Source organism: Actinomadura sp. 7K507 (assembly GCF_004348425.1).
In the GTDB taxonomy this organism is placed as follows: Bacteria; Actinomycetota; Actinomycetes; order Streptosporangiales; family Streptosporangiaceae; genus Spirillospora.
The window spans coordinates 1-24,503 of sequence record NZ_SMKK01000145.1; the positions used below are offsets into that span (position 1 = coordinate 1).

Annotated in this window: 21 protein-coding genes; 10 read left to right on the forward strand and 11 right to left on the reverse strand. The window is 69.8% G+C overall.

Translation table 11 applies throughout. The features are described from left to right. From E1285_RS28300 to E1285_RS28320, 5 genes are all read right to left on the reverse strand, one after another. Positions 1-2,248 (reverse strand): AAA family ATPase (locus tag E1285_RS28300; protein ID WP_132157376.1); only part of this gene is annotated, 2,248 nt, incomplete at its 3' end. Between the two features lie 91 nt (positions 2,249-2,339). Further along, the gene (locus E1285_RS28305) at positions 2,340-2,999 is read right to left on the reverse strand and encodes an SDR family NAD(P)-dependent oxidoreductase (RefSeq protein ID WP_132157378.1); all 660 of its coding nucleotides are present in this window, start codon (positions 2,997-2,999) and stop codon (positions 2,340-2,342) included. Next, positions 2,996-3,742 carry an acetoacetate decarboxylase family protein gene (locus E1285_RS28310; RefSeq protein ID WP_243723102.1) on the reverse strand — a complete coding sequence of 249 codons (747 nt, stop codon included), beginning with the start codon at positions 3,740-3,742 and terminating at the stop codon, positions 2,996-2,998. The genes E1285_RS28305 and E1285_RS28310 overlap by 4 nt, the downstream gene beginning before the upstream one ends. A gap of 71 nt (positions 3,743-3,813) precedes the next feature. Next, positions 3,814-4,386 (reverse strand): SRPBCC family protein, encoded by a 573-nt coding sequence (locus E1285_RS28315; protein WP_132157380.1) that lies wholly within the window; start codon positions 4,384-4,386, stop codon positions 3,814-3,816. A gap of 42 nt (positions 4,387-4,428) precedes the next feature. After that, on the reverse strand, positions 4,429-5,013 hold the full coding sequence (locus E1285_RS28320) for an HD domain-containing protein (protein ID WP_243723103.1): 585 nt from the start codon (positions 5,011-5,013) through the stop codon (positions 4,429-4,431). Positions 5,014-5,081: 68 nt separating this feature from the next. Here E1285_RS28320 and E1285_RS28325 point away from each other — a divergent pair, with 68 nt between their 5' ends. After that, positions 5,082-7,229, forward strand: a complete 2,148-nt coding sequence (locus E1285_RS28325; RefSeq protein ID WP_165966795.1) for a PQQ-binding-like beta-propeller repeat protein — start codon at positions 5,082-5,084, stop codon at positions 7,227-7,229. A 7-nt stretch (positions 7,230-7,236) separates the two neighbouring features. Here E1285_RS28325 and E1285_RS28330 read toward each other — a convergent pair whose 3' ends face one another. From E1285_RS28330 to E1285_RS28340, 3 genes are all read right to left on the reverse strand, one after another. Next, positions 7,237-8,358: a glycosyltransferase gene (locus tag E1285_RS28330; RefSeq protein WP_132157384.1), complete on the reverse strand. Its 1,122-nt coding sequence runs from the start codon at positions 8,356-8,358 to the stop codon at positions 7,237-7,239. A gap of 203 nt (positions 8,359-8,561) precedes the next feature. After that, positions 8,562-9,824 carry a nucleotide sugar dehydrogenase gene (locus tag E1285_RS28335; protein WP_243723104.1) on the reverse strand — a complete coding sequence of 421 codons (1,263 nt, stop codon included), beginning with the start codon at positions 9,822-9,824 and terminating at the stop codon, positions 8,562-8,564. 29 nt (positions 9,825-9,853) lie between these two features. Then, positions 9,854-11,314, reverse strand: coding sequence for a glycosyltransferase family 4 protein (locus E1285_RS28340; protein WP_243723105.1), 1,461 nt, complete (start codon positions 11,312-11,314; stop codon positions 9,854-9,856). Between the two features lie 54 nt (positions 11,315-11,368). Between E1285_RS28340 and wecB the strand changes: the two genes are divergently transcribed. The 3 genes from wecB to E1285_RS28355 are packed head-to-tail and all read left to right on the forward strand — an operon-like array spanning position 11,369 to position 15,355. After that, positions 11,369-12,439 carry a UDP-N-acetylglucosamine 2-epimerase (non-hydrolyzing) gene (wecB, locus tag E1285_RS28345; protein ID WP_243723106.1) on the forward strand — a complete coding sequence of 357 codons (1,071 nt, stop codon included), beginning with the start codon at positions 11,369-11,371 and terminating at the stop codon, positions 12,437-12,439. Further along, positions 12,432-13,151, forward strand: a complete 720-nt coding sequence (locus E1285_RS28350) for a hypothetical protein (protein ID WP_132157392.1) — start codon at positions 12,432-12,434, stop codon at positions 13,149-13,151. The genes wecB and E1285_RS28350 overlap by 8 nt, the downstream gene beginning before the upstream one ends. 11 nt (positions 13,152-13,162) lie before the next feature. Next, a complete protein-coding gene (locus E1285_RS28355) occupies positions 13,163-15,355 on the forward strand; it encodes a glycosyltransferase (RefSeq protein WP_132157394.1) in 2,193 nt (730 codons plus the stop codon). On the opposite strand, the gene E1285_RS28360 is transcribed toward E1285_RS28355, so the two are convergent. Further along, positions 15,315-15,992, reverse strand: a complete 678-nt coding sequence (locus E1285_RS28360; RefSeq protein WP_132157396.1) for a helix-turn-helix domain-containing protein — start codon at positions 15,990-15,992, stop codon at positions 15,315-15,317. The genes E1285_RS28355 and E1285_RS28360 overlap by 41 nt on opposite strands. A 116-nt stretch (positions 15,993-16,108) precedes the next feature. Between E1285_RS28360 and E1285_RS28365 the strand changes: the two genes are divergently transcribed. From E1285_RS28365 to E1285_RS28375, 3 genes are all read left to right on the forward strand, one after another. Next, on the forward strand, positions 16,109-16,918 hold the full coding sequence (locus E1285_RS28365; protein ID WP_132157398.1) for a class I SAM-dependent methyltransferase: 810 nt from the start codon (positions 16,109-16,111) through the stop codon (positions 16,916-16,918). A 235-nt stretch (positions 16,919-17,153) separates the two neighbouring features. Then, positions 17,154-17,516: an antibiotic biosynthesis monooxygenase gene (locus E1285_RS28370; protein WP_132157400.1), complete on the forward strand. Its 363-nt coding sequence runs from the start codon at positions 17,154-17,156 to the stop codon at positions 17,514-17,516. Between the two features lie 100 nt (positions 17,517-17,616). Continuing rightward, a complete protein-coding gene (locus E1285_RS28375; protein ID WP_132157402.1) occupies positions 17,617-18,240 on the forward strand; it encodes a DsbA family oxidoreductase in 624 nt (207 codons plus the stop codon). 134 nt (positions 18,241-18,374) lie between these two features. Here E1285_RS28375 and E1285_RS48270 read toward each other — a convergent pair whose 3' ends face one another. Next, positions 18,375-18,506 (reverse strand): hypothetical protein, encoded by a 132-nt coding sequence (locus E1285_RS48270; RefSeq protein ID WP_279510100.1) that lies wholly within the window; start codon positions 18,504-18,506, stop codon positions 18,375-18,377. A 1,371-nt stretch (positions 18,507-19,877) separates the two neighbouring features. Continuing rightward, entirely contained in the window at positions 19,878-20,660 is a 783-nt protein-coding gene (locus E1285_RS28385) for a transposase family protein (RefSeq protein ID WP_132157406.1), read from the reverse strand. Between the two features lie 512 nt (positions 20,661-21,172). Here E1285_RS28385 and E1285_RS28390 point away from each other — a divergent pair. The 3 genes from E1285_RS28390 (at position 21,173) to E1285_RS28405 (ending at position 24,360) form a co-directional block, all read left to right on the forward strand. After that, entirely contained in the window at positions 21,173-21,463 is a 291-nt protein-coding gene (locus E1285_RS28390) for a hypothetical protein (RefSeq protein WP_132157408.1), read from the forward strand. Between the two features lie 1,138 nt (positions 21,464-22,601). Further along, complete coding sequence (locus E1285_RS28395) at positions 22,602-22,913, forward strand: hypothetical protein (RefSeq protein WP_132157410.1); 312 nt, start codon at positions 22,602-22,604, stop codon at positions 22,911-22,913. Positions 22,914-23,814: 901 nt separating this feature from the next. Further along, positions 23,815-24,360 (forward strand): hypothetical protein, encoded by a 546-nt coding sequence (locus tag E1285_RS28405; protein WP_132157415.1) that lies wholly within the window; start codon positions 23,815-23,817, stop codon positions 24,358-24,360. Positions 24,361-24,503 lie beyond the last annotated feature (143 nt).

Below are 24,503 nucleotides of genomic sequence, written 5' to 3' on the forward strand. Positions count from 1 at the left end.
CCTCCGAGGGCAGCGGGACGATGAGGCCGATGGTGCCCTCCACCTGGCCGAGCAGCTCCTCCGCCGCCTCCCACGCGGTGGTGATGCCGAGGTCCGGGACGACGCGGACGACCGGGTCGATACCGGACGTGCGGACGGCGCGGGCCGGGCGGGCCTCCGGCAGCGCCCGCGCGAGCACCCGCGCGGACACGGCGGCGATCTCCGTGGAGTTGCGGTAGTTCGTGGTCAGCTCGTACTCGTGCCGGGCCCGCGCGGGGGCGGGAGCGGGCTTGCGGGACCGGCGGCGGCCCCCGGACGCGGGCCGCTCGCCGCCGAGCGCCGCCTCCATCGCCTCGCGGGCCGCGCCGAGGTCCTCCCATGCGCTCTGGGCCGGGTCCTCCACGATCGTCCAGCTGGCCTGGCGGCCGCGCCGGCCGAGCATCCGCCACTGCATGGGGGAGAGGTCCTGCGCCTCGTCCACGACGATGTGCGCGTACTCGGGACGTTCCTCCACCACGCCGTCGTCCACGCGCCGGGACTTCTCCAGCCGCTCGATGGACGTGGTGAGCTCCTGCATCTCCGGCTCCCACGTCTCGTCCACCACGTCTTCCCCGGTGAGGATGTTGACGCCGTCCACGACGAACGGGTCCTCGTCGCGGGCGGCCTTGCGCCGGGACGGGCGCGGGGGCGAGCCGAGCATCGCGTCGAGTTCGTCGAGCAGCGCGACGTCCTGGTAGCTGAGCGGTGCGTCCGCCCCGGCCCAGGACCGGGCGAGCGGCTCGACGTCGGCGCGGTCGAGTTCGCGTCCCGCGGCGCGGCGCAGCCGGTCCGGGTCGGCGAGCGAGCGCAGCACGTCCAGCGGGCGGCGGATCGGCCACCAGGCGACGAGGAAGTCGGTGAACGCGCGCTGCTCCCGGACCCGCGCGTCGAACTGGTCGCGCTTCGGGTCGCCGCTCTGGCCGCCGTTCTGCCTGACGCTCTGCCCATCCGAGCCGCTGGCGGGCTCGTCGTCGAGTTCGGCGAGGCCGTCCGCGGCCAGGATCGCGTTCCACAGGCCCGCTTCGGCGCCCTCGGCCTCCTCGGCCGCCTCCGGGCCCCCGACTTCGTTGAAGCGGCCCCAGAGGGCGTCCAGGAGCGCCTCAGCGGCCCGGCCGCGCGCCGCGTTGACGGTGCCGCGGCTGCGCCGGTGGACGTCGCTCCTGATCCGGTCGAGGCCGCCCCGGTCGAGCGTCACGACGACACCCTTGAACACCACGCGCAGCTCGTCGGGGGCGCCGGGCGCGTGGTCGGTCACGGCGCGGCGCAGCACCGTCGTCATCTCGTCCGCGCCCTTGACCCGGGCGAGCCGCGGCGGGTCGTGGACGGTCGCGGTCACGCCGTCGACGAGGTCCCCGAGGGAGCGCAGCGTCGCCGAGCCCTCCCCGAGCGACGGCAGCACCCGCTCGATGTAGGCGGTGAACCGGCGGTTCGGGCCGATGACCAGGACGCCCCGGGAGCCGAACCGCCGCCGGTGCCGGAACAGCAGGTACGCGACGCGGTGCAGGGCCACGGCCGTCTTGCCGGTGCCGGGCGCGCCGCGCACCAGGACGGTCCCGTCGGCGGGCGCGCGGATCACCTCGTCCTGCTCGCGCTGGATCGTCGCGACGATGTCGCGCATCTCGCCCTCGCGGGTGCGGGCGAGCGAGGCGAGGAACGCGCCGTCGCCGACGATCGTCATCCCGTCGGACGCGTCCGGGTCGAGCAGGTCGTCCTCCAGGTCGACGACCGTGTGCCCGCGCGAGTGCAGGACGCGGCGGCGGACGACGCCGCGCGGGTCCTCGGGGGTGGCGCGGTAGAAGTCCTCGGCGGCGGGCGCCCGCCAGTCGATCACCAGGGAGTCGTGCTCGCTGGTCCGCACGCCGATGCGGCCGATGTAGCGGATCTCGCCGGACGCCTGTTCACCGGACGCCTGTTCACCGGACGCCTGTTCACCGGGAGCGGGTTCACCGGAGGCGAGGTCGAGGCGACCGAACACCAGGCCGTCGTCGGCGACGTCGAGGGCCTGGACGCGCAGGGCGGCCTGGTGGACCATCGCGTCGCGGTCCACCAGCGAGCCCTTGGTGCCGGCGAGCGACTGGCGGTAGCCCTCCTGGATCATGGCCTGGGCGTCCGCGCGCATCTCCTCCAGGCGCGCGTAGGCGATGTCGACGTAGCGCTGCTCGATGGCGATCTCTTGGTCTTTGACCGTGCCGCCGGAACCGGTCGGCCGCCCGGTGACCTGGGACGACATGCAGGCTGCTCCTCGCACGTGTGTCACACCGGGGACGTCCCCCGGCACCCCGAAGGGGCGAAGGAGACAGCTTATTCGGTCCCTGTGACCTTCAGCGTGGCGCGGACGTTCCCGCAGGCGTGCGGCGCGCCAGCCGGGACACCAGGCCGCCGGCGGCGTCCATCGGGACGTGCGGATCCCCGGCGGGACGCGCGAGCGAGCGGTCGATCGCGTCGAGGACGAGGCGCGGCGGCGTCCCCGCGGCGGCGCGGGCGCAGCGGAACGTCACGCCCCGCCCGCCGTGCTCCGCCCAGAGCGACTCGGTGTACGCGGCGACGGCGGCGGAGGCCGCCGCGCCGGCCGCCGTGTCCGCCTCCGGCGCGTCCGGGCAGATGATCATCTCGCCGCGTCCGCGTTCCAGCATGCCGGGCAGCGTCGCCCGCACGACGTGGACGGTGCCGAGGACGTCGGTCCGCAGCGTGTTCTCGATCTCATCGAAGGGCTGCTCCAGCGCGGGCGCGGCCGGGGAGATCATGGCCGCGTGCACGACGCGCTGCACGGGACCGCTCATCGCGAGCACGTCCGCGACGGCCCCGGGGTCGGTGACGTCGCAGGTCCGCGCATGCATGTTCGGGGAGCGCAGCGCCGTCCGGGCCAGCCCGGCGGCGTCCACGTCCACGGCGACGACGTCCCAGGCCGCCGCCGCGAGCCGCTGCGCCGCCAGCGCGCCGAGCCCCGACGCGGCACCCGTCACCAGCGCCGTCCGCATCATCCGCGCACCTCCTCGGCCGCCTCGAAGGTCATCGTGAGATGCCCGACCGTGCTCGTGCTGAGCGCCCGCGCCCGGTCCAGGCCCAGCCCCCGCAGTTCCTCCGCCACCGGATGGTCGCCCAGCACGACCTTCGCCCCGCCCGGACGCATCCGCACATCGGACGGCGTGAGCGTCCAGGGCGTCCGGCGGGTGACGCCGTCGAGGCACGAGTAGGCCTCGACCCTGGGCGCCCCGGCGCCGCCCGGCATCGGCGCGCCCGGCTTGACCGCCACCTCGATCGCGGAACGGCCGCCGAACCGCACCGCGCAGCGCTTCACGCGCCCGGCCAGGTCCATGGGGATGTCGGCGAGTTCCTTCGGGAACCCCCAGATCGTCCGCCCGGCCTCAAGGGTGAACTCCTGGTTGACCGGCAGCCAGTGGATGAACGCGCCGACCCCCGCCATCCCGCGCAGCCGGCCGAACGTCCCCGACGGCGGCGCCGAGCCGGGCGGCCGGACCAGGAACGCGACGGCGAACTCGTGGTACGGCCCGAGGTCGCCGTCCGCGTACCGGACGAACGCCAGGGAGCAGACGGCCCTACCCGGCAGCGGCTCGGCGATGTCGAGCCCGGAGTAGGCGATGACGGCCTGGGCGGCGCCGGCGGGCACGGCGAACATCGCCGACGCCACGGCGGCGTCGCGGATCCGCACCGGCAGGCCGACGCGCTCGCCCTGGATCGCATGGGCTTCTACTGCACTTGTCACACCACTAAGTAGAACAGGTTCTCGTTTTACTTCCAAGCGTCGGCCGGGCCTGTCTCTGCCCTTCTCGGCGCTCAGCCCTTCTCGGTGGCCGTCCTGATCCGGTCGAGGGTCGCGCGCATCCCGTCGCGGTTGACGGCGGCGCGGCGGCCGGCGGGGACGCCGGTGAACAGCCTGCCGAGCAGCGAGACGAACGCGGCGCCGCGGTTGTCGCGCCGCTGGTCCTCCCAGTACTCGGTGAGGCGGGTCCGCGGCCCGGACCCGCCTTCCGCGCCGTCCTGACCCGCGCCGTCTTGACCCGCGTCGTCCTGACTCGCGCCGTCCTGACCCGTGTCGTCCTGACCCGCGATTTCCTCGATGCGGTATCCCCACAGCGCGACCGGTACGCCGAAGCTCGACACGCGGAACGCGAACGCCTCGCCCGGCACCGCGGCCGTCACCTGGCAGGTGGTGAACCACACCCGCCAGCCGATCCGGTTGAACCCGACGAACCTCGTACCCGGCGCGATCGTCCGCCCGCGCACCCACGCGGCGAACACCTCGGGGCTCCACTCGCGCATCCGCCGCGGGTCGGCGACCGCCGCGTACACGTCGCTCGCGGACGCCTCGATGGCGACGCTCTCCTCGACCACCCACTCCCGTTCCATGGCCGGATCCTCCCATTTCATGACCGTCCGGTCACGCCCGGTTCACGCCAGGTGCGCGAACTGCCGCCGCCAGGACGCGTACCACGCCCTGAACCACGGCTCAGGCTCGGCGAGCGGGACGATGTAGGTGAGGGTCTCCGCGTAGTACCGGCGCTGGAAGTCGGGCGGCATCCGGTCGAGGGTCTGGACGTTGCTCACGCGGTCGGCGAGCTTCACCAGCATCGCCTCGCGTGGCGCGTCGCGGAGACGGCGCAGGTAGGCGGCCTTGGCGGCGCGCTTGGCCTGGCGGCCGCCGCCGGGCGCGGGCGGCTTGGTCACCCAGTCGACCAGCTCCGCCACCTCGGGGCCGAACATGTCCTCCACCTCGGCGACGGTGGCGGGGGTGTCCTCGACGACGTCGTGCAGAAGCGCGGCGGACAGGACGGCCTGGTCGGTCACGCCTGGACCGCGCGTCAGCACCTCCAGGGCCTCCAGCAGGTGCACGATGTACGGATCGCCGGTCGGGCGCCGCTGGTCGCCGTGCCAATGCCGGGCGGCCTCCGCGGCCCTGCCGAGGCCGTCCAGGTCGATCTCGCCGCCGGTCTCGCTTCGTCGAGGCCCGCCCTGGCCTCGTCCCAGGTTCGCCAATGGGTGAAGACCTCCACGGTTCCACTCCTTCGTTCTGTCGCGAGGACGCCCCGCACAAGGCAAGGTGGATGTCGTCCAGAAAAGCACGGTACGCGGAGGGAGGCGGCGCGGTCGTGGGCGGAAGCCGGCAGCGGTCCGGGGGGCGGCCGGAGTCCGTGGGCGGGGTCCGCGTGGCCCTCGGCGTGATCTCCGGAGTGGTGGCGATCGCACTCGTCGCCGTCCTCGTCGACCGGTTCGTCCTCGGCGCGGAGTGGTGGCAGGTGCGGCACACCGTGACCGCCGAGCCCGTCACGCCGCAGCGCGAGGTGGGGCCGCCGCCGGGGCCGCTCGCCGTGAGCTGGGAGCACACGACCAGGACGCACCACGGGTCCGTCGCCGGCTACGACGGCGTCGCCTACGCGGTCGCGCAGGGGCAGGTGGTGACGGCGTCCGGGCGCGGGCTGGAGGTACGGGACGCGCGGACCGGCGCGGGCCGCTGGAGCTACCGCCGCTCCGGCTGGACGCTGCTGGGCTGGGCCTCCACGCGGTCCCGGCTGCTCGGCTACTTCGAGCGGGACGGCGACCGCGGCGACCGGCTGATCATCGCGTTCGACGCGCTGTCGGGCGGGCTGCTGTGGCAGCGGGAGGGGCCGCAGCCGGCCGCGGTGTCCCGGACGACGCTGCGCTGGCCCGCCGGTTCGGACGTGCTGTTCACCACCGGCGACGGCGGCCGGACGCTGTTCGGGCTCTCGGCGGTGACGGGGAACCGGGTGTGGCGGCTGCCGCTGCCGCGCGGCTGCAAACTGTTCGAGGGGAGCGCGCAGCCGTCCGGCGCCCGCGAGGACCTCGCGGCGCTGGCCCTGGACTGCGCCGGGGAGAAGGGGAAGCGGCACAGCCGGCTGCTGGCCGTCGAGCCGGGCGAGGGCGCGGTCCGCTGGGACCGGCGGCTCGGCTCCACGGAGTCGCCCGAGGTGTCGATGCTGGACGGGGCGACACTGGTCTCGGACGGGACGGCGCTGCGCGCGTTCGACGAGGACGGCGGGCAGTTCGCCGTCCGGGAGGGCGACGGGGTCTGCGGCGACACGATGTGCCCGGCCGTGCTGAAGTCGGGACGGCTCCTGATCGTCTACCACCCGGATGGGGCGAAGAGCGGCGAGACCCGCATGGAGGCGGTGGGGGTGCCGTCCGGCAAGGTCGAGTGGCAGCGCGAGGACGTCCCCGCGTACGCGGCGCTCGCGCAGGCGGGCGGCCAGGTGTTCGCGCTGCGCCCCCGGCTGTCGGGGCGGCTGCTGCCCGCGGGCGTCGACATCGTCGAGCCCGGCGGCGGGGACACCACGACCGCGCCCGCGCCGATCTCGATGAACCTCGACCTGCCCGGCCCGCGCCCGTGGCTGGCGGCGGCGGGCGGGATGCTGTACGCGGCCGTCCCGCAGGCGGCGCCGCGCCCGGACGGGGCCTCGCGGCTCTTCGCGCTCCGCGGCGGGATCGCGGGGACCGGCCCGGCCGAGCTGGGCGGGGTTCCGGAGGCCGACTGGCCGGACGCCTGCTCGCTGCTGGAGAAGCCCGACCTGATCGCGGCGCGGGCGGAGGGCCACGCCGCCGAGCCCTCCGGCACGTCCGCGGGATCTGTGCGGCTGCCGAACCCGGTGTCCTGCCGGTACAAGCCTCCCGCGGGGGAGGGCGACCGGGACGACCCCGACGGGACGAAGCCCGGCCGGCAGGGGCCCGAGGGGGCGTCTCCGGAACCGTCCGAGACCGAGTCGGCGGACCCCGCACCGGGCTCCGACGCCCCCGAGTCTCCGGCGCCTGACCCCAGCGCCCCCGGCCAGGACGGCGGGGACGGGGGTTCCGGCGAGGACGGCGAGAACGACGGCTCCGGCGCGGACGGCGCGGACGGCGAGGAGGGCGAGGAGGGCGAGGAGGGCGAGACGGAGCGGACCGTGGGCGGCTTCACCGTCAGCGTCCGCTGGGTCGGCAGGACGGAGCACGCGGCCGCACAGATGCTGGACGCCTTCCAGGCCACGCAGGCGAAGGCCCGCACGCGCCGCGACATCGGCGCGGACCAGGCGTACGAGATCGGCCCGGCCGCCGGCATGATCGCGCTGCGTGTCGGCCGGCACGTCGTGGTGGTCGAAGCCGACCGGCCGGCGGGCGTCGCCGCCCGGCTGGCCCGCTCCGTCGCCTTCCGCCTGCACCAGGGGTCCGGGCAGCCGGGGCCGGGGCAGCCGGGGTCCTGAAACGGGTTCAGAGCTCGGGGACGGGTTCGGGGACGAGGACGGGTTCGCGGCCCGCCCACGCCTCCAGCTGGGCGACGAAGCGCTCGGCGTGGACGGGCCAGTGGAACCGCTCGCGGGCGGCGCGGTAGCCGCGTTCGCCGAAGCCGATGCGCAGCTCCGGGTCGTCGCGCAGGCGAAGCACGGCCTTGGCGGCGGCGTCCGGGTCGCCGAACGGGACGATCAGCCCGCAGTCGGTGGGTTCCACGATGTCCACGGCGGGCGGGTTCGGGGTGCTGATGACCGGGACGCCGCGCGCCATGTACTCCACGACCTTGGTCGGCATCGAGTGCCGGTAGTTGGGCTCGTCGTGCAGCAGCGCCAGCCCGGCCATGGCGCCCTCGGCGATGCGCAGGGCCCGGTCGTTCGGGACGAACCCGTACCAGCGCAGGGTCCCCTCGCGCTGGGCGTCCCGGAGCGGGTCCTTGACGTCGCCGTCCGCGGCGCCGATCAGCTCGACCAGGATGCCCTCGGCGGCCAGCGGGCGGGCCATCTCGATCATGTCGAGCGCGCCGCGCGCGCGGGACAGCTGCCCGACGTAGACGACGCGGCGGCCGTCCGGCGGCCCGGGGGGCAGGTCGGAGACGTAGGTGGTGTTGGGCACGACGGGGTGCTGCTCGCGGAACCGGGCCCGGTAGCCCTCCTCGGCGAGCAGCAGGCGGTGCCGCCGCTCGCTGCGCCGTTCCAGGCGGTGGACGGCGGGACGCAGCATGGGACGCGCGGGGCCCGGTACCCAGCCCTTGGCGCTGAGGGCGGCGGCGGTGTCCTCGTGGACGTCCCATACGACGGTCCGCTCGCGCACTTCGCGGGGGAGGGACACCAGCAGCTCGGGGTCGTGGAGGAGGATCACGTCGGCGTAGGCGGCGTGCTCGGTGAGGGCGCGGTGGGCGGCGCGCAGGGCCCGCAGGCGTCGGCGTCCGGTGGCGCGGGGGACGTCCACGGGGCTGACCTGCCGCCACGGAGTCGCATTACATGCCCGAAACGGAGCGATATATGTGACTTCGTGGCCGGCGTCGAGCAGCGCGCGTATCTGCCGGTGCAGAATGCGCGCATCCTCCGGGTGGTGCACCACCGTGCAGACACAGACCCGCATTGCCTCACTCCATGCCGAATCTGTGAGTGATCTTCATCCTCGTTCGGGGCTCGCAGCCCGGGGGCGGCTGCCGGGGACCGGGAGGAAAACCACTCGCTTTCACATCCGAGTCTCGGATCCCGATGGAAATGGCCGATGAATTCCCGCTGTCCCCGGCATGGACGCTCCCGGGCGATTCGCTCCCGTGTGCTACGAGGGCGGCGCTAGAGGAGCTCGACGGTGTCGTGCTCGGTGTTCCTCGTCCGGCCTCGCGTGTCGAAGAGCAGCCGGGCGTGGCTCGTCAGCGTGCCCGCGTCGTAGGCGGCGTGGTCGGCCAGGACGATCGCCAGGTCCGCCGCCTCCAGCGCCGCGGCCAGGTCCGTGCCCGCGGCCGGGATCGCGGTCCCGTCGACGTCCCAGGACGAGATGAACGGGTCGTGGAACGACAGGTCGGCGCCGAGCCGCGCCAGCCGCCGCGCCACCGGGCGGGCCGGCGACTCGCGCTGGTCGGCGATGTCGGCCTTGTAGGTGACGCCGAGGAGCAGGACCCTGGCGCCCTTCAGCGCGCGTCCCTCCCGGTTGAGGAGCTGCTGCGCGCGTTCCGCGACGTACCGGGGCATCCGGTCGTTGATCTCCTGGGCCAGCTCCACGAACCGGAACGGGTAGCCCAGCGAGCGGACCTTGTACGACAGGTAGTTCGGGTCGATCGGGATGCAGTGCCCGCCGACGCCGGGTCCCGGCCGGAACGCCTGGAACCCGAACGGCTTGGTGGCCGCGCAGTCGATGGCGTCCCACAGGTCGATGCCCAGCTCGTTGCAGAACACCGCCATCTCGTTGACCAGCGCGATGTTGACGTGCCGGTAGGTGTTCTCCAGCAGCTTGGCCATCTCGGCCTCGCGGGTGCCCCTGGCTTGCACGACCCGGTCCACGAACTTGCCGTAGAACGCGGCGGCCGCCGACGCGCACGCCGGGCCGAGCCCGCCGACGATCTTCGGCGTGTTGCGGACCCCGTAGACGGGGTTGCCCGGGTCGATCCGCTCCGGCGAGAACGCCAGGTGGAACTCCTCCCCGGCGACCAGGCCGGACGTCTCCAGGATCGGCCTGACGACCTCCTCGGTCGTGCCGGGGTAGGTGGTCGACTCCAGCACCACGAGCGTCCCCGGCTCCAGGCGGCGGGCGACCGTCTCGGCGGCGCCGCGCACGGCGGTGAGGTCGGGGCCGCCCTCCGGCGACAGCGGCGTCGGCACGCAGATGACCACGGTGCGGGCGCCGTCCAGGACTTCCTCTTGCAGGCTCGGGGTAAACCCCGCCTCCAGCATCTCCTCTATCTCGGCGGGCGAGACGTCGTCGATGTGCGACAGCCCGGCCTTGAGGCCGGCGACCACGCGCGCGTCGCGGTCGAGGCCGCCGACCCGCAGGCCGGCCCGGCATGCCTCCCGCACGAGCGGCAGTCCGACGTAGCCGAGTCCGATGACCACAAGATCCACGTGACCGGCTCCCTTCGCAGTCCGGGGATTTATGTGAAGGGGTAAGCGGTCCGATATCCGGCCGTCACGGCCCGCCACGTGCGTTCCGCTCGGACCCATTCCCGGGCCGCCTGCCCGATCTTTTGCCTTCTTTCCGGACTGTAAGCCACGCCTTCCAGACAATTCGCCCATGCTTCCGGGTCTTCCGGAACTGTTAACGCGCCGGTCACGCCGGGTTCCACGATTTCGCGAAGTGCCCGGACTTCACTGGCTATGACCGGGATTCCCCCGGCCATCGCCTCGATCGGCTTGAGGGGCGTCACCAACTGGCAGACCCGGTCCGCCCGGCGCGGAACCGCGAACACATCGAGGACGGCGTGGAATCGGCGAACGGACTCCATCGGCACCCGGCCCGTGAACACGGCGTGAACGCCGTGCCCGGCCGCGCGCCGTTCGAGCGCCGGACGCTCCGGGCCGTCGCCGACCAGCAGCAGCGTGACGGGCGCGCCCCGGTCGCGCAGCAGCGCCGCCGCGTCGATGAGCGTGTCGATGCCCTCGTAGCCGTAGAACGACGACGTGAGGCCGACGACCGCGGCATCCGCGGCGATGCCGAGGCGTTCACGCAGGTCGCCCGGGTCCGGGAGCGGCTCCAGGAACGCGTCGTCCACGCCGTTCGGCACCACGGCGATCTTCTCCTCCGGGATGCCGCGCGACGCGATCTCCGCCCGCATGGCCTCGCCGAGCGTCACGACCGCGTCCGCCTCGGCCATGCGGCGCGTCTCCAGCTCGCGGGTCAGCCGGTAGAACTCGTCGGTCTCGCTGTGCGACGGGTCGCGCGAGAGCCAGGAGTCCTCCAGGAATCCGCGCACCTCGTACACGACGGGCAGCCCGTGCCGCCGGCCCAGCTCCAGTGCGACGGCCGCGTTCAGGTGGTTGCTGACCGCGTGCAGGACGGACGGCCGCAGCTCCCCGACCAGACCCCCGGCCAGATCGGCGCTCCTGCCGACGGCCCGGACCGGATCGCCCGGCGGCAGCCACGGAAGCAGCCGGTGGTACGGGACGCCCTCGACGTCCACGCGCGTCCGGGCGTCGCCGAGGCCCTGGCTGAGCGGGTACCCGAGCCGCGTCACCACATGGGTGTCGAGGCCCGCCTCCCGCTGGGCGGCGGCGATCCGGTGGGTCCGGACGGTGTATCCCGCGTTCGTGCAGGGCAGCGCGTTCGTCACGAACTGCAGAACGCCCCTCGTGGACGGGGTGGTCAGGGCGGACGGGGCGGACGGGGCGGACGCGGGCTCGCGCGACGGGGGCCGATGGGCCAGCAGGCGGCGCAGGTCGGCCGTCTCGCGCTGGACGTCACGGGGCTTCGGGACGGCGAACCGGGAGCGCCGCAGCCGGGCGCCGAACGGCGTCCGGGCAAGCAGCCGGACGGCCAGCCGGGACGCCCGGCCGGGATCGTCGCGGACCTGCCGCCAGGCGAGTCCGGCCAGGTAGACGGGCTTCTTTGTGGGCACGGCGGGCGAGCGTAGGCAACCCCGATGAACAGAAGGGAAATTGTGTTGGCACCCATCGTGCACGTTCTCGGGGCGCGGCCGAACTTCGTCAAGGCCGCCCCGGTGATCAACGCGCTGCGCGCCGCCGGCACGGAGCAGACGGTGGTCCACACCGGCCAGCACTACGACGCGCGGATGTCGGAGGTCTTCTTCGACGAGCTGGGGCTCCCCGAACCCGACGTCAACCTCGGCGTCGGCTCCGGCGGGCACGCCGAGCAGACGGCCGCGCTGCTCGTCGGGCTGGAGAAGGAGTTCACGAGCCGTTCACCCGTGCTCGTCATCGTGTACGGCGACGTGAACTCGACCATCGCCGCCGCCCTCGTCGCGGCCAAGCTGCAGATCCCCGTCGCCCACGTGGAGGCCGGGCTGCGGAGCTTCGACATGTCCATGCCGGAGGAGGTCAACCGGCGGGTCACCGACCAGCTCTCCGCGCTGTGCCTGGTCACGAGCCCGGAGGGGATCGGGCACCTGGCGCACGAGGGCGTCCCGGTCGAGCGGGCGCACCTGGTCGGCAACCCGATGATCGACACGCTGCTGGCGAACCTGGCCTCGTTCGACACCGGCGCGGTCAGGGAGACGCACGGCCTGCCCGAGCGGTACGTCCTGGCGACCATGCACCGCCCCGCGAACGTGGACGAACCCGGCACCGCGGCGGACCTCGTCCGGCACCTGCACGGCGTCGCCGACCTCGCCGACCTGGTCATCCCCGTCCACCCGCGCGGCAGGGCGAACCTGCTGGCCGCCGGGCTGGACGACCACGACGGCGTGCACATCCTGGAACCGCTCGGGTACATCGACTTCATCGCGGCCGTGCGCGGGGCGGCGGCGGTCGTCACGGACTCGGGGGGCTTGCAGGAGGAGACGACGATCCTCGGGGTGCCGTGCCTGACCGTCCGCCCCAACACCGAACGGCCCATCACGATCACCCACGGCACCAACCGGCTCGTCACGTTCGAGGAGCTGGTGCCCGGGGTGCGCAAGGTACTGGAGTCGGGCGCGCGGGCGGGCGACCGCAAGCCGCCGCTGTGGGACGGCCACGCCGGCCCCCGCATCGCCGAAGTGATCATGGAGTTCCTGGGTGAGTGACGAGGCCGAGACCGCGGCGCGGCAGGAGGCGAAGGCGTACCAGCAGCTCGGGCGGCTGAAGTCCACGCTGCGGGAACGCGAGGCGCGGGTCGAGGAGCTGGAGAAGCAGCTCGCCGCGCTGGAGGGCTCGACGGCCCTGCAGTTCGGGCGGCTCGTCGCGGGCGCCGCACGCAACCCCCGGCGCGGCCGGCGGCTGCCGCGGGACCTGTACCGGCTCTGGCGCAAGCGGAGCGCGCCCGTTCCCGCTTCGGGGGTCTCCGGCGGCGGTGGCGTCCAGCCCGACCGCGTCGACCGCCCGGAGAACCGCCTGCTCGTCGCCGGCCCGTGCGACCGCCTGATCATCGCGGGCGTCCTCGGCCGCCGCACGGCCGCGCTGCTGGCCGAGAACGCCAAGGTCGTCCCGCTGTACCCGCACGACGCCGCGATCGTCCTCGACCGGGCCGACGTGGACATCGTCGTCGTGGACGCGGAGGCCGGCGAACCCGGCGGCCCCTGGGCCTACCTGGGCGTCCCCGGCATGTACGACCGGGACGCCGCGCTGCACGGCGTCCGGGAGATCGCCGCGGCCCGCTCGCTCCCGCGCGTCCTGCTCGGCGCGGCGCCGCCCGCCACGCTCGCGTGCCTGACCTGGGACGCCGTCCTCACCGACACCGCCACCCTCACCGACACGGCCACCGACCGACTCGCCGCGCTCCTCGAACCGGTTCGTTGAAAGGAGACACCATGCGACCACGCGCCCTCGTCTACGGCGATGTCGATCTCAACATGATCGACGGCTCGGCGATCTGGGCCCAGGGCATGGTCCAGGCCCTGTCCCGGGCCGGCTGCGAGGTGACCCTGGTCCTCAAGGCCCCGATCGAGACCGGACGCCTCGTCGACCCGCTGCGCGCCCTGCCCGGCGTCACCGTCCGCAGCCCGCACGCCGAGGGCCTGCTGGACGGCGCCATGGTCCCGAGGCACGCCGCGACGATCCTCGCCCGCATCGACGCCGAGGACCCCCACGACCTGGTCGTCGTCCGGGGCCGCCGCCTCGCGGGCAAGCTCTCCATGGGCCCCCTGGCCGGACGCCTGTGGACGTACCTCACCGACGTGCCGCAGTCCGCCGCCGAGTTCGCCGCGTCCGCCAAGGGCGAGCTGCGCCGGATCGCCGACGCCTCCCGCGTCCTGCTCTGCCAGACCGAGGAACTCCGCGGCTTCCTGGAGGCCGCCGTGCCCGCCACGGCGGGCAAGAGCGTCCTGTTCCCGCCCGTCGTCGTCCTCCCGGACGGCCTGGAGCCCCGCCCCGCCGGCGCACCGGACAGCCGCGCGCTCCGCCTCGTCTACACCGGCAAGTTCGCGCCGCGCTGGAACACCTACGAGATGACCTCCCTGCCGCGCCTGCTCGCCATCCGCGGTGTGGACGCCGAACTCCACATGGTCGGCGACAAGATCCACGACGACCCCGCCGACCCGGCGTTCGCGGCCCGGATGCGGACCGCGCTGGAGACCGGCGAGGGCGTCGTCTGGCATGGCGGCCACCCCCGGGCCGAGGCGATGCGGCTGACGGCCGCCTCCGACGTGGGCATCTCCTGGCGGAACCCCGACATGGACGCGAGCCTCGAACTGTCCACCAAGGTTCTGGAGTGCGGCACGCTGGGGGTCCCGGTCGTGCTGAACCGGACGCCCATGCACGAACGCCTCCTCGGTGCCGACTACCCCCTGTTCGCCGCCACCGAAGACGACGTCCTGGACGCCCTGACCCTCATCGGCAAGAACCCGGACGTCTTCGCCCTGGCCGTGGACCGCTGCCGTTCGGCCGCCGCCGGATTCACCCTGGACGCCGCCGCCGACCGCCTCCGCACGTACCTTTCCCAGGAATTCCCTGAACCGTCCGAAGCGGTCCTTTCCGTAAAGGCGCGCCGCCTGCGCGTAGGCGTGGCGGGCCACGACCTGAAGTTCTTCTCCCGCCTGCTCGACTACCTCCGATCCCGCCCCGACATGGAGATCCGAGTAGACCACTGGGCCGCGCTGAAGGCACACGACGAGAAACGCAGTCAAGACCTGGTCGAGTGGGCCGACGTCGTCATCTGCGAATGGTGCGGCCCCAACGCCCTCTGGTACGCGAAGCACAAACGCCCCGACCAGCGCCTCGTCGTCCGCCTGCACCGCTTCGAGCTCTACGCCCCGTGGCCGAAGCAACTGAAGATCGACGCGGTGGACGAGGTCATCTGCGTCAGCCCCCACTACACCTCCCTCACCCGCGAGATCACCGGCTGGGCCGCGGAGAAGGTCGTCACCGTCCCCAACTGGGTCGACGACGCCCAACTCGACCGTCCCAAACTCCCCGGCGCCGAACACCACCTGGGCATGATCGGCATAGCCCCGTCCCGCAAACGCCTCGACCTGGCCCTCGACGTCCTGGAGGAACTCCGCCGCGACGACCCTCGCTTCACCCTCTTCGTCAAATCCAAGCTCCCCTGGGAATACTGGTGGATCTGGCAGAAAGACGAAGAACGCGCTTACTACGAAAAGGCGTTCCGCCGCATCCGCCGCTCCCGATTGCTGTCAGGCGGCGTGGTCTTCGACTCCTACGGCCGCGACGTGGCCTCCTGGCTGCGCCGGATCGGCTTCGTCCTTTCCACCAGCGACGACGAGAGCTTCCACCTGGCCCCCGCCGAAGGAATGGCCACCGGTGCCATCCCCACACTGCTCCCATGGCCGGGCGTCGAAACCATCTACGACTCCCGCTGGATTCACGAAACCCCGTCCGCAATGGCCGCGTCCATCGCTAAGACCGTCTCCGAAGGCCGCTGGCAAACCGAAGGAACCCTAGCCCGCAGCCAGGTAAGAACCACCTACGGCCTGGACGAGGTCTGCCGCCAATGGACGGACGTCCTCACCCAGGCCGGGGCACAGCGGCGAACTGCGACAGGCTGAGCCATTCGGGCACCGTCCGCCGGAGCGCTTCAGGCCCCCTGACCTCCACCGCACCCGACCGCAACGCCTCGTCCCACCGGATGTCGCCGCGCCACATGAGAACCATGTGGCGCAGGCCGGCGGTCACCGTCAGCGACACCTCGTAACCGGGGTCCACATCGCAGACATCGACGCCCTCAGACGTCAGCACCAGCCACCAGTAGCGTTCGCGATCGGGAACGTCAGGAAAGACGAACTGGACGACCGTCCGCCCGTCCGGAACGGCACCGCAGTCGACGTTGCGGCGCACGTCCCACATCAGCAGCTTGGGGTCGAGATCGCGGTCCCCGAGTTCCCCGATCCAGCGGACGCCCCACACGGCCAGCGCCTCGACGACCGGCCGCAACTCCTCACCCGCCGGAGTGAGGACATACCTGACCTCGCTCCCATCGACGCGCTTGTCCACAACGCCGGCACGGACGAGCTGGTTCAGCCGCTTGGAAAGAAGCGTCGGAGACATCCGCGGCACACCACGGCGCACCTCGTTGAAACGCTCGCTCCCGGACAGCAGCTCACGAATGATCAATAAAGTCCAGCGCTCATCGAGCAATTCCATCGCCTTGGCGACGGGACAGAACTGGTAGTACGAAGCCCCCATACTCCGCAGGCTAGAACGCCCCCGCCCGCCCGGCCAGCCTCTAGTACAGATCCTGTACTAGGAGCGGCGCCCATCACGTCCATAACGTGGTTACCACAACACGAGGGGAGCACGTCATGGGGGACATCAAGACCAAGCACCGCAAGATGTGGGCACTGGGCGACTACCCGGCCCTGGCCGGCGAGATCATCTGGGACCTGGGCGGGGTTCTCACCCAGGAGGCGGGCGTCGGAAGCGGCGACCGGGTCCTGGACATCGCCGCCGGCTCCGGCAACGCCGCGATCGCCGCCGCACAGACCGGCGCGACCGTGGTCGCCAGCGACCTGACACCGGAACTGCTGGAAGCAGGCCGCAAACAAGCCGCCCGCCAGGGCATCACCCTGGAGTGGCAGGAAGCCGACGCCGAGGCCCTACCGTTCAAGGACGCCGAGTTCGACGCCGTCATCTCCTGCGTGGGGATCATGTTCGCCCCGCAGCACCAGGCAGCCGCAGACGAGATGATCCGCGTCTGCCGCCCCGGCGGCACGATCGGCCTCCTGAACTGGACGCCAGAGGGCTTCATAGGCCAGATGTTCGCAACGATGAAGCCGTACGCCCCGCCGCCCCCACCGGGCGCGCAGCCCCCACCTCTGTGGGGCGACCCCGACTACGTCCGCACCCTCCTCGGCGACCGCGTAACCGACCTCAAGGCCCACCGCCAGAAGATCCGCATCACCGGCTTCGAAACCCCGGAAGCCTTCCGCGACTACTTCAAAGCCCGCTACGGCCCCACCATCGCCGTCTACAACCACATAGCCGACGACCCGGAAAAGACGGCGGCCTTGGACGAGGCCCTGACCGACCTGGCCCGCCGCCACGACCAGAAGACCTCAACGCTCACCGTGGATTGGGAGTACCTCCTCCTGATCGTCCGCAAGAACCCCTGACCGAACTCAGAAGACACAAGCGCGCCGGTCAACTCGTGACCGGCGCGCTACCCGCATGGCCGAGACGAACCCAGCGATGCGCCGGACGGGGGCAGAGCAGCCCACTCGTGGCGAGCCAGTTCCAGGATCGACCGTCCAGGGGCCTATGACGACTTGACCTCAACTGCAGTTGATGGCCAAGGCTCGGTCGCGGACGGGGGCACCAGCCCGACTGCCGACCTTGAGGAGAACGTTCATGGCCACGGATGCAGGCTTCTATTCGATCATCGACTACACCGTCGACGGCGTTGACACCCAGAAGGAACTCGTGGCGGCCTTCGCCGAGGTCCAGGAGCGGTGGGTGCGCTTTTATCCCGGCTACCGATCGGCCCGCTTTCACGTCAGTACCGATGGCACCCGTGTGTACAACATCGTCCACTGGGCGAGCGAGGCCGATTACCGCAACTTCGTGGAGACGTCCGACACGGAAGGCCGGATGGCCGCCATCACTGAGGCCCTGCGGGGCCTGTCGGGCAAGGCGGAACCGCGCATGACCGGGATTCCCACCTACACCGTGGTCGCGGAGGTCGGGCCCGGACCGCAACGCCTGGACTCCTGATCCACCCGGAGATCTCACCCGGCGCGCTCCCGCCGAATCGCAGGCCGCGCCGGGCAGACGTTTTGCCCGGGACCGCCGATCACATCGAAGGACGTTTGCCATGAAGGTCGAGATCTTTGCCGATGTGCTGTGCCCGTGGTGCTACATCGGCAAGCGACGCATGACCGCAGCGCTGGAGGGCCTCGCCGACCGCACCGGTGTGGAGATCGTCTGGCGCGCCTACGAGCTGGCTCCGGAGGAAGGCAGGGTTCCCGGCCCCACGGCCGCCGAGGCCATGGCCGGATGGTGGGGCCATGAGGCGGCGGACCGGGTCGCCCGTATCCGGGCACTGGGCGCCGCGGAGGGGCTGGAGCTCAACCTGCATCTGGCTCGGCCAGTGAACACCTTCGACGCCCACCGGCTGTGCCGGCTGGCCAGCGACCATGGCCGCGCCGACGAGATGATGGAGCGTCTGCTCGGCGCCTATCACTCCGAAGGACTCAACGTGGCCGACCCGCAGATCCTGCAGCGCCTGAGCGAGGAGGCCGGCTTGGACGCGGCCCGGGTACGCACCGTCCTCACCGGCGACGACTACGCCGAACAGGTGCGGTCCGACCGGCGCCGCGCAGCCGAGCTCGGCGTCAGAGGCGTCCCCTCACTGGTGATCGACGGCAGCGCCCCGGTCTCGGGCGTCCAGCCCCCCACCGACCTGCACCGACTCCTGCAACGCGGCCTCAGCGGCTGAGCGGCCACCGTCAGCCGGAGCTGGCCCCCTGGGCGCGATGGGCGTGCTCAGCGGGGAAGTGGGCGCGCTGCTCCTAGATCTCGGCATTGATGTCGGCCAGGTCGAATGCCACGAACCGATGCCGCCGACGGCCACTACCGGGATGATGGTGCTGCGGACGTGGCGACGATGAAGACGCCCATCTGGACCTCGATGCCGCTGATGAGGTGGGGCCGGATGCGGTCCGCCATCAGGACGTCCGCCGAAGGCATGGCCTCCGGTGCCATCCCGGCCCCGCTCCCATGGCCAACGGGGCGTAGAAGCCTGGACGAGCGCCTACGACCAGGCCGACAACCCGTCAAGATCAGGGCACCCAGCGGAGTCGTTCACGAGCGCACCTTTACGAAGCGGGCCGGGTTCGCACAGCCGGATACGACGACCTCGGCCGACTGTCCACCGACACCCGGAAGCCCAGGCCGCCGCGGTCGCCTCCGTGGCCTACACCTACGACGACAACCATCAGATCACCAGCAAGATGATCACCGGCCGCCTGACCTCCCGGACGCACGGAGGCAACACGACCGCCTACGAGTGGGACGACTCCGGCAACCGGCCAAACCGGGACAGAATTCCGACTATTGGCGAGTTCCCGTCGAAAGGACGATCGCTAGTGGTGGAGGTAGGGTCCACGTGAACCTGACCGGCACGCCAGATGACTTCGCTGCTATGGCTCGGAAGGGCCTGCTAGGGCCTAATGGAAACGCAAGTGCCACCGAAGAGGAATTGAGTTGGGTTACCAGGGCGGTCAAGCATGGTCAGCGCGACGGGGGTTCGATCAAGTTCTATAGAGATGGAAATGAACTCCCGGTGCCGGAACCTGATTGGCGTATCATAACTGATGATAGGTATGGGCTACGGCGGTTGACTGAGAGGCTGGGGTAGAGGAGATTTATGCAGGACAGGTTGGCTGAGCATATAAGTACACGGGCGCATGAGCTCGGGATTTCATGGATTCCAGATAGAGTCAGAGGCTCTGAATATGAGGGGGCGCGCACGGAGCTGCCCGTGCGAGGTGGAAGTCTTATCGTCCATTTGACAGTGGATGGCCATTATGCGATTCAGGTATGGAAGAATGGGTATGACTGGATCCATGGAATAGCATCCGATGTCGAAGCGGTTATCGGGGTGGCGGTGGATTGGGAATCAGGTGTATCCATCACTGAAGCTGTCCGTCGATGGCCGTTTTTGAAGTATGATCGTCTTGGCCTTGCCCATGAACAGGGAAAGGCGGTCGACGTTCAATGGGATATTCTCATCAATGATCCGGAATTGAAAAACTTGCAAGAACTGCTAAAGCTGGCATCGAAAAGGTCGCGACTGCGGATTCTGTTTCCTTGGGTAGGGCAGGTCGGGTCGCGGCTCGGGTTCAGTCGCTGCACTGGTTACCCATTTACGAACGATATTCCCGCGATAGATATGGGGGCCGAAAAGTTCTTTGTGGTCAATCTCGTTGGGCGTGGCGTCGTTGGTGAGTTCACGTCGGCATCGGATGCGCTGGACAACGTTGTCGCGGCCATCCCGGAGTCGGTGGGGCCCGCGGTGCCCGGTACGGCGGCAGATGTTGATCCATCGTCTCGCCGTCCTGCCGTGAACCCATTTCATCCTCGGGCGGTCTGGGCAATGCGGTGGTTTTGTAGGACGGTGACGGCCTTGACGATGTGGCCGGCCTTGCCGGGGCTGCAGCGCAGTTTCCGCAGGATCCGCCATGACTTGAGCTGGGCGTTCGCCCGTTCGCCTGGCCCGCGGAGCTTGGCGTGTGACCGGTTGGCCTGCTTCTGCGACTCGGGCTTGTCCTTGCCCTTGTAGGGCGTGATGACCACCGACGCTTCGGCTCCTTGATACGCCTTGTCGGCCAGGGTGAGGATTCCCGCCCGCTCCAGTTCGCGCAGGATGCCCCACACGCGGGCGGCGGTCAGGTCGTGGACCTTGCCGGGCAACGCCCCCGAGGTCCACAGGATCGTCCCGTCCGGACCGGCGATCACCTGCACGTTCATCCCGTGCACCCGGTGCTTGCCGGAGAAGTACGGGCGGTCCGCGCGGACCCGGTCGGTGTGGACGAGCGTCCCGTCCAGCACCAGATGGGTCAACCCATCCTTCATGGCCTTCCGCAACGCCTGCGCGAGTTTGGGTGAGCGCGCCGACAGCAGCATGACGGTCTCCTCCACATACCTCCAGGCGGTGGTCGCAGACACACCGAACCCGGCGCTGATCTCGGCGAACGTTTCGTCCTTGCGCAGATAGGCCAGCACGAGAAGGGCCTGCCGTCCGGGGCTGAGCAGTCGCCACGTCGACCCGATCGCCTTGCGCCGACGGCGGATCAGTCCGGCGACGTAGTTCAGCGTTGAACGCGACAGATCGAGGGCGGCACGGTAGAAAAGCACGTAGAGACCTCTGGTTCAGGCGACGTGATTGTGGTGATCAACCCGTCTACCAGGGGTCTCTCTACGTTTGAGGGCCAACCGACGCATCGCGATCATGCCGTGACCAGCAGCCCACCGCCACAGGATGAAATGGGTTCCGTGTAGAAGTTCGACCCGAAGTCGGTCTCACCTCTCACCGACTCCGTCTCCTAAAGTCCCCTTTCGGGAAGACGACCGCGAGCACCGGCACCAAACCCGGCATCGGCTATCAGGCTGACTGGACCGACTATGACCCTGGCCAGCCGAGAACATAGGCGCCTGCTAGTACGACCCCAGACCCCTAGGCTTCGCCGGAAAGAGCGGCATCACGTGTATTATGCGCCTTCCCAGTGACTACATGGAGCTATGTGCAAAATATTCGCCGCTCACGGTCGATAATTTCCTGGGTATTTTACATCCCCTCGAGGATGCAGAAGGATAGAATCTGATCTCCTGGGCGGAAGACATACTTGAGACGGCAGAGGAACTCATCGATGAGTTTCCGACTCCTCGTGCCATTCCTGCTCTATCCCGTGGAGGGCGGGCCGTTCTCATCGGGTGTTGCCGACAACAGCGACCATCTGTTCTGGCGGACCAAGGACGACCCGGAAGCATGGACGGTCGTGGTGGCGGCCCACTCTTACGGGAAGGGTGCCTGGTGGGAGTTCACCGGCTCCATGACCGACTTCATCACAGGCCTTATGACTCGGGAACTCACCTGCCCTGTACTGGACCCGGACTTTCCATTGCCGAATGCAACGATCGAACAGAACCCGCTTCCGTGAGATCCTGTGTCGCGGCGAAAGACTTTGCCTGCCGGAGGCGATCAGGGGCCAGGTACCGATCGGCTGACCGGCACCTGGCCCCTGATCATTGAACGGGTCGGCTGGAGCGGGTGGGGGATGGAGATATTCGGCTGCTCGAACTCCTCGGCGGGGAGTTGGGCGCGGTACTCGTCGATTTGGTGTTGAGGGTGGCGAGGTTGCGGCTGTAGCCGCGACTGGCCAGCCGGAAGACCCGTGCTCAACGCGTCCACAACCCACTATCGCCAACCAGCCCACCTATCATGTGGGAGCCGGTGTCCCGGTCCTTGTACATAACGCCGGATGCGTCAGGGTGTTCGACGGTGCGCGGACGTCTCTGCCTCGCAAGTCCTGCGTCGGGCTGCTCGCCGAGCACGGCAAGGGGCTCGCCCTGCTCGGCGAGTTCACCGCCGACTGGGGGTGTGCTCTGACCGGTCACGGGTCGCGGAGAAACCGCTACCGGGCAAGGCAGTCTGGTTCGCGCTCCCGCTACCCGCCGACTGGCCGGGCCGGACCTGAACTTGTGGGTGCACCCGCAGAACTTCTGCTGGCGGAAGGGGCCGGACCCGCTATCTCCGGCGTCCGCTCGTCGACCTTCAGGAGACCGCTGGCACAACGGCGTGCCAGTCAGTCTGAAGAAATATTCGGGACGTTCCTATAACAGCCCGATCGCCCATGCGGCGAAGGCTGAGCGACAGGCTAGAAACGCCGGATGAACTGGCGTTCAACTCCATATTGATGCTGCGAAATCGACCGAGCGGGCGTGGCGAACAGTACGGCTCTGCGGGGTATAGTCAACCAGGGAACCATCTCCAGTACTTACGTGCGAACTAGAGACGGCTGGGTTCTCTTTAGAGGCGGATGAAATGGCCATGGAGTGGGACGTTCGGGTTGAACGCGGGTTCACCTTGGAGTCGGTACGTTCTGCGACGGCATTGGTCCTGGCGGATCTCCTCGGGTTGGACAAGACCCCGGCGGTGTCGTTCACGGAAACCGGAACAGCTGAGCGCCGGGGTGCGGGCCTGACATCTGAGAGGCTGGCCGCTTTCACGGTCCTCACTCGAGCGACGAAGAACATGCCGGTTTTCATCTCGCCGAGGGCGACGCGACCATATGGGTGATGATCACCGACGTGGGGTTTCATGAGGACGAGGACGCGGGGGTGCGCTGTTCCGTGACATGCCGACGAGACCCGTTGTCGATCGTTCTCGGCGTTGCCGCGATCATCGCCATCGCACGGGTCGCCGGTCGAGCAGTCTGGGACGAGGCACTCCTGCTGGGCCACGAGCGCGTCAATGACCCAGGCTTCCTGATGAACGCCCTGCGCGTATCAGAGACGCCAGACCTGGAGACCGCTACGCGGTCCCTGCTGGCAAGAACAGCGATCCGCCTCCCGGACCGCACCGCTGATCGACTCTGTCAAGAACCTTGAGAGCGGTGAAGCGCCGCGAATGCATCTCTCAGGGTCAACTGGAGCCGGTGGGATGGGGATTTGGGGCGTTCGTAGGCCTCGACGGAGAGGTGGGCGCGATGTTCTTCGATAGTCGCGGCTGGCCAGCACCAACTTGTAGATGATCAGCAGTTCGAAGGCGACCAGGCAGACGCTGCTAGCGGCCACTACCGGGATGATGGGGGCGACGAGAAGACGCGCATCTGAAGCTCGGTGCCGCTGGCGAGGTGGGGGCGGATGCGGCCCGTCCATCAGGACGTTGTGGATGCGGGGACGGCGGCGGGGCGGCTCAAGTGCGCGCACTCCTGGGCGGTTGGATTGACCGGCCTCGTGTAGGAGGTGAACGGCCCCTATCAACGCGACCGGACGGAGCAGAGGAGACATGCCCAAGCGTGGCGGGTGAGTTCCAGGATGGGCCTCCACCTTCGGCCTTGGTGTCGCGGACGCCGACCGTTCAAGCAATATCAGCCACTCGACAGCGTTGGTCGGGCCACCGGCGCTCGCGCGCAGTACTGCAGTACTCCGGACTTGGGGGGCGGGTCCAAGGCGAAAAAGTCGATCCGTCCCAGTGGTTGGCCCCGGGATGCCGCCGGCGATCCGTCCAATCCGGGTAAGGTCTTCTCCCGAGGCCACCTCATTGGTGACCAGTTGGGAGGTCATGGATCGGATCCGAGGAATCTGATCACGATCTAACAGCGAATGAATAATTCGTCGATGAAAAGTACGAGAATATCGTGCGCCGGGAGGTGCGGCCGGTCTACTCTTCTCATTCCGCCATGCCGTCTGCGGTGCATATGACCGCACATGGCAGGAGCGGTCTGCTCTTCGACGTAACCATTCAGAACAGCAAGTCCAGAACAAGAAAGCATAGAGTGATATTTCCATGGCTTCACTGACGCGGATAATTCAACTCATCGGTAAGCCCATTCAGTCGCCGCCACCGGTCGACTGGGACGGGCTGAGAGTAGCGCTCGGGATGCGCCTTCCCAGTGACTATATGGAGCTCTGTGAGAAGTATCCGCCGCTCAGGGTTGATAATTTTCTGGGTACTTTCCATCCCATCGAGGATGCAGAAGGAGAGAATCTGGTCTCCTGGGCGGAGGATATACTCGGGACGGCAGAGGAACTCATCGATGAGTTTCCGACTCTCGACCTCGTGCCATTCCCGCTCTACCCCGTGGAGGGCGGTCTTTTCCCATGGGGCGTTACCGACAACAGCGACCATCTGTTCTGGCGGACCAAGGGCGACCCGGACGCATGGACGGTCGTGGTGGCGGACCACTCTTACGGGAAGGGTGACTGGTGGGAGTTCGCCGGCTCCATGACCGACTTCATCACAGGACTCATGACTCGCGAATTCACCTGCCCGCCATTGGGCCTGGACTTCCCGTCCCCGAACGCGACGATCGAACAGAGCCCGCTTCCCTGAAGACCTGCGTCGAGGCGGAACCCGTGCCTGCATGGGCCGGTCAGAGATTTTGTAGCCAGGCGCCGATCAGCCGATAGAAACACCGCCTCATCCAAAGCCCCGCAGCGGGTGGTTTGCTGCGGGGCTTCGGGGGGTGGAGGGTC

What these genes read in the sequence shown, in the direction of transcription:
- E1285_RS28305 (WP_132157378.1), bottom strand. Translation starts at nt 2,999, where the DNA reads ATGATGCGGACGGCGCTGGTGACGGGTGCCGCGTCGGGGCTCGGCGCG.
- E1285_RS28315 (WP_132157380.1), bottom strand. Translation starts at nt 4,386, where the DNA reads ATGGAACGGGAGTGGGTGGTCGAGGAGAGCGTCGCCATCGAGGCGTCC.
- E1285_RS28325 (WP_165966795.1), top strand. Translation starts at nt 5,082, where the DNA reads ATGTCGTCCAGAAAAGCACGGTACGCGGAGGGAGGCGGCGCGGTCGTG.
- E1285_RS28330 (WP_132157384.1), bottom strand. Translation starts at nt 8,358, where the DNA reads ATGCGGGTCTGTGTCTGCACGGTGGTGCACCACCCGGAGGATGCGCGC.
- E1285_RS28355 (WP_132157394.1), top strand. Translation starts at nt 13,163, where the DNA reads ATGCGACCACGCGCCCTCGTCTACGGCGATGTCGATCTCAACATGATC.
- E1285_RS28360 (WP_132157396.1), bottom strand. Translation starts at nt 15,992, where the DNA reads ATGGGGGCTTCGTACTACCAGTTCTGTCCCGTCGCCAAGGCGATGGAA.
- E1285_RS28365 (WP_132157398.1), top strand. Translation starts at nt 16,109, where the DNA reads ATGGGGGACATCAAGACCAAGCACCGCAAGATGTGGGCACTGGGCGAC.
- E1285_RS28370 (WP_132157400.1), top strand. Translation starts at nt 17,154, where the DNA reads ATGGCCACGGATGCAGGCTTCTATTCGATCATCGACTACACCGTCGAC.
- E1285_RS28375 (WP_132157402.1), top strand. Translation starts at nt 17,617, where the DNA reads ATGAAGGTCGAGATCTTTGCCGATGTGCTGTGCCCGTGGTGCTACATC.
- E1285_RS48270 (WP_279510100.1), bottom strand. Translation starts at nt 18,506, where the DNA reads ATGGCACCGGAGGCCATGCCTTCGGCGGACGTCCTGATGGCGGACCGC.
- E1285_RS28390 (WP_132157408.1), top strand. Translation starts at nt 21,173, where the DNA reads ATGAGTTTCCGACTCCTCGTGCCATTCCTGCTCTATCCCGTGGAGGGC.
- E1285_RS28395 (WP_132157410.1), top strand. Translation starts at nt 22,602, where the DNA reads ATGATCACCGACGTGGGGTTTCATGAGGACGAGGACGCGGGGGTGCGC.
- E1285_RS28405 (WP_132157415.1), top strand. Translation starts at nt 23,815, where the DNA reads ATGGCTTCACTGACGCGGATAATTCAACTCATCGGTAAGCCCATTCAG.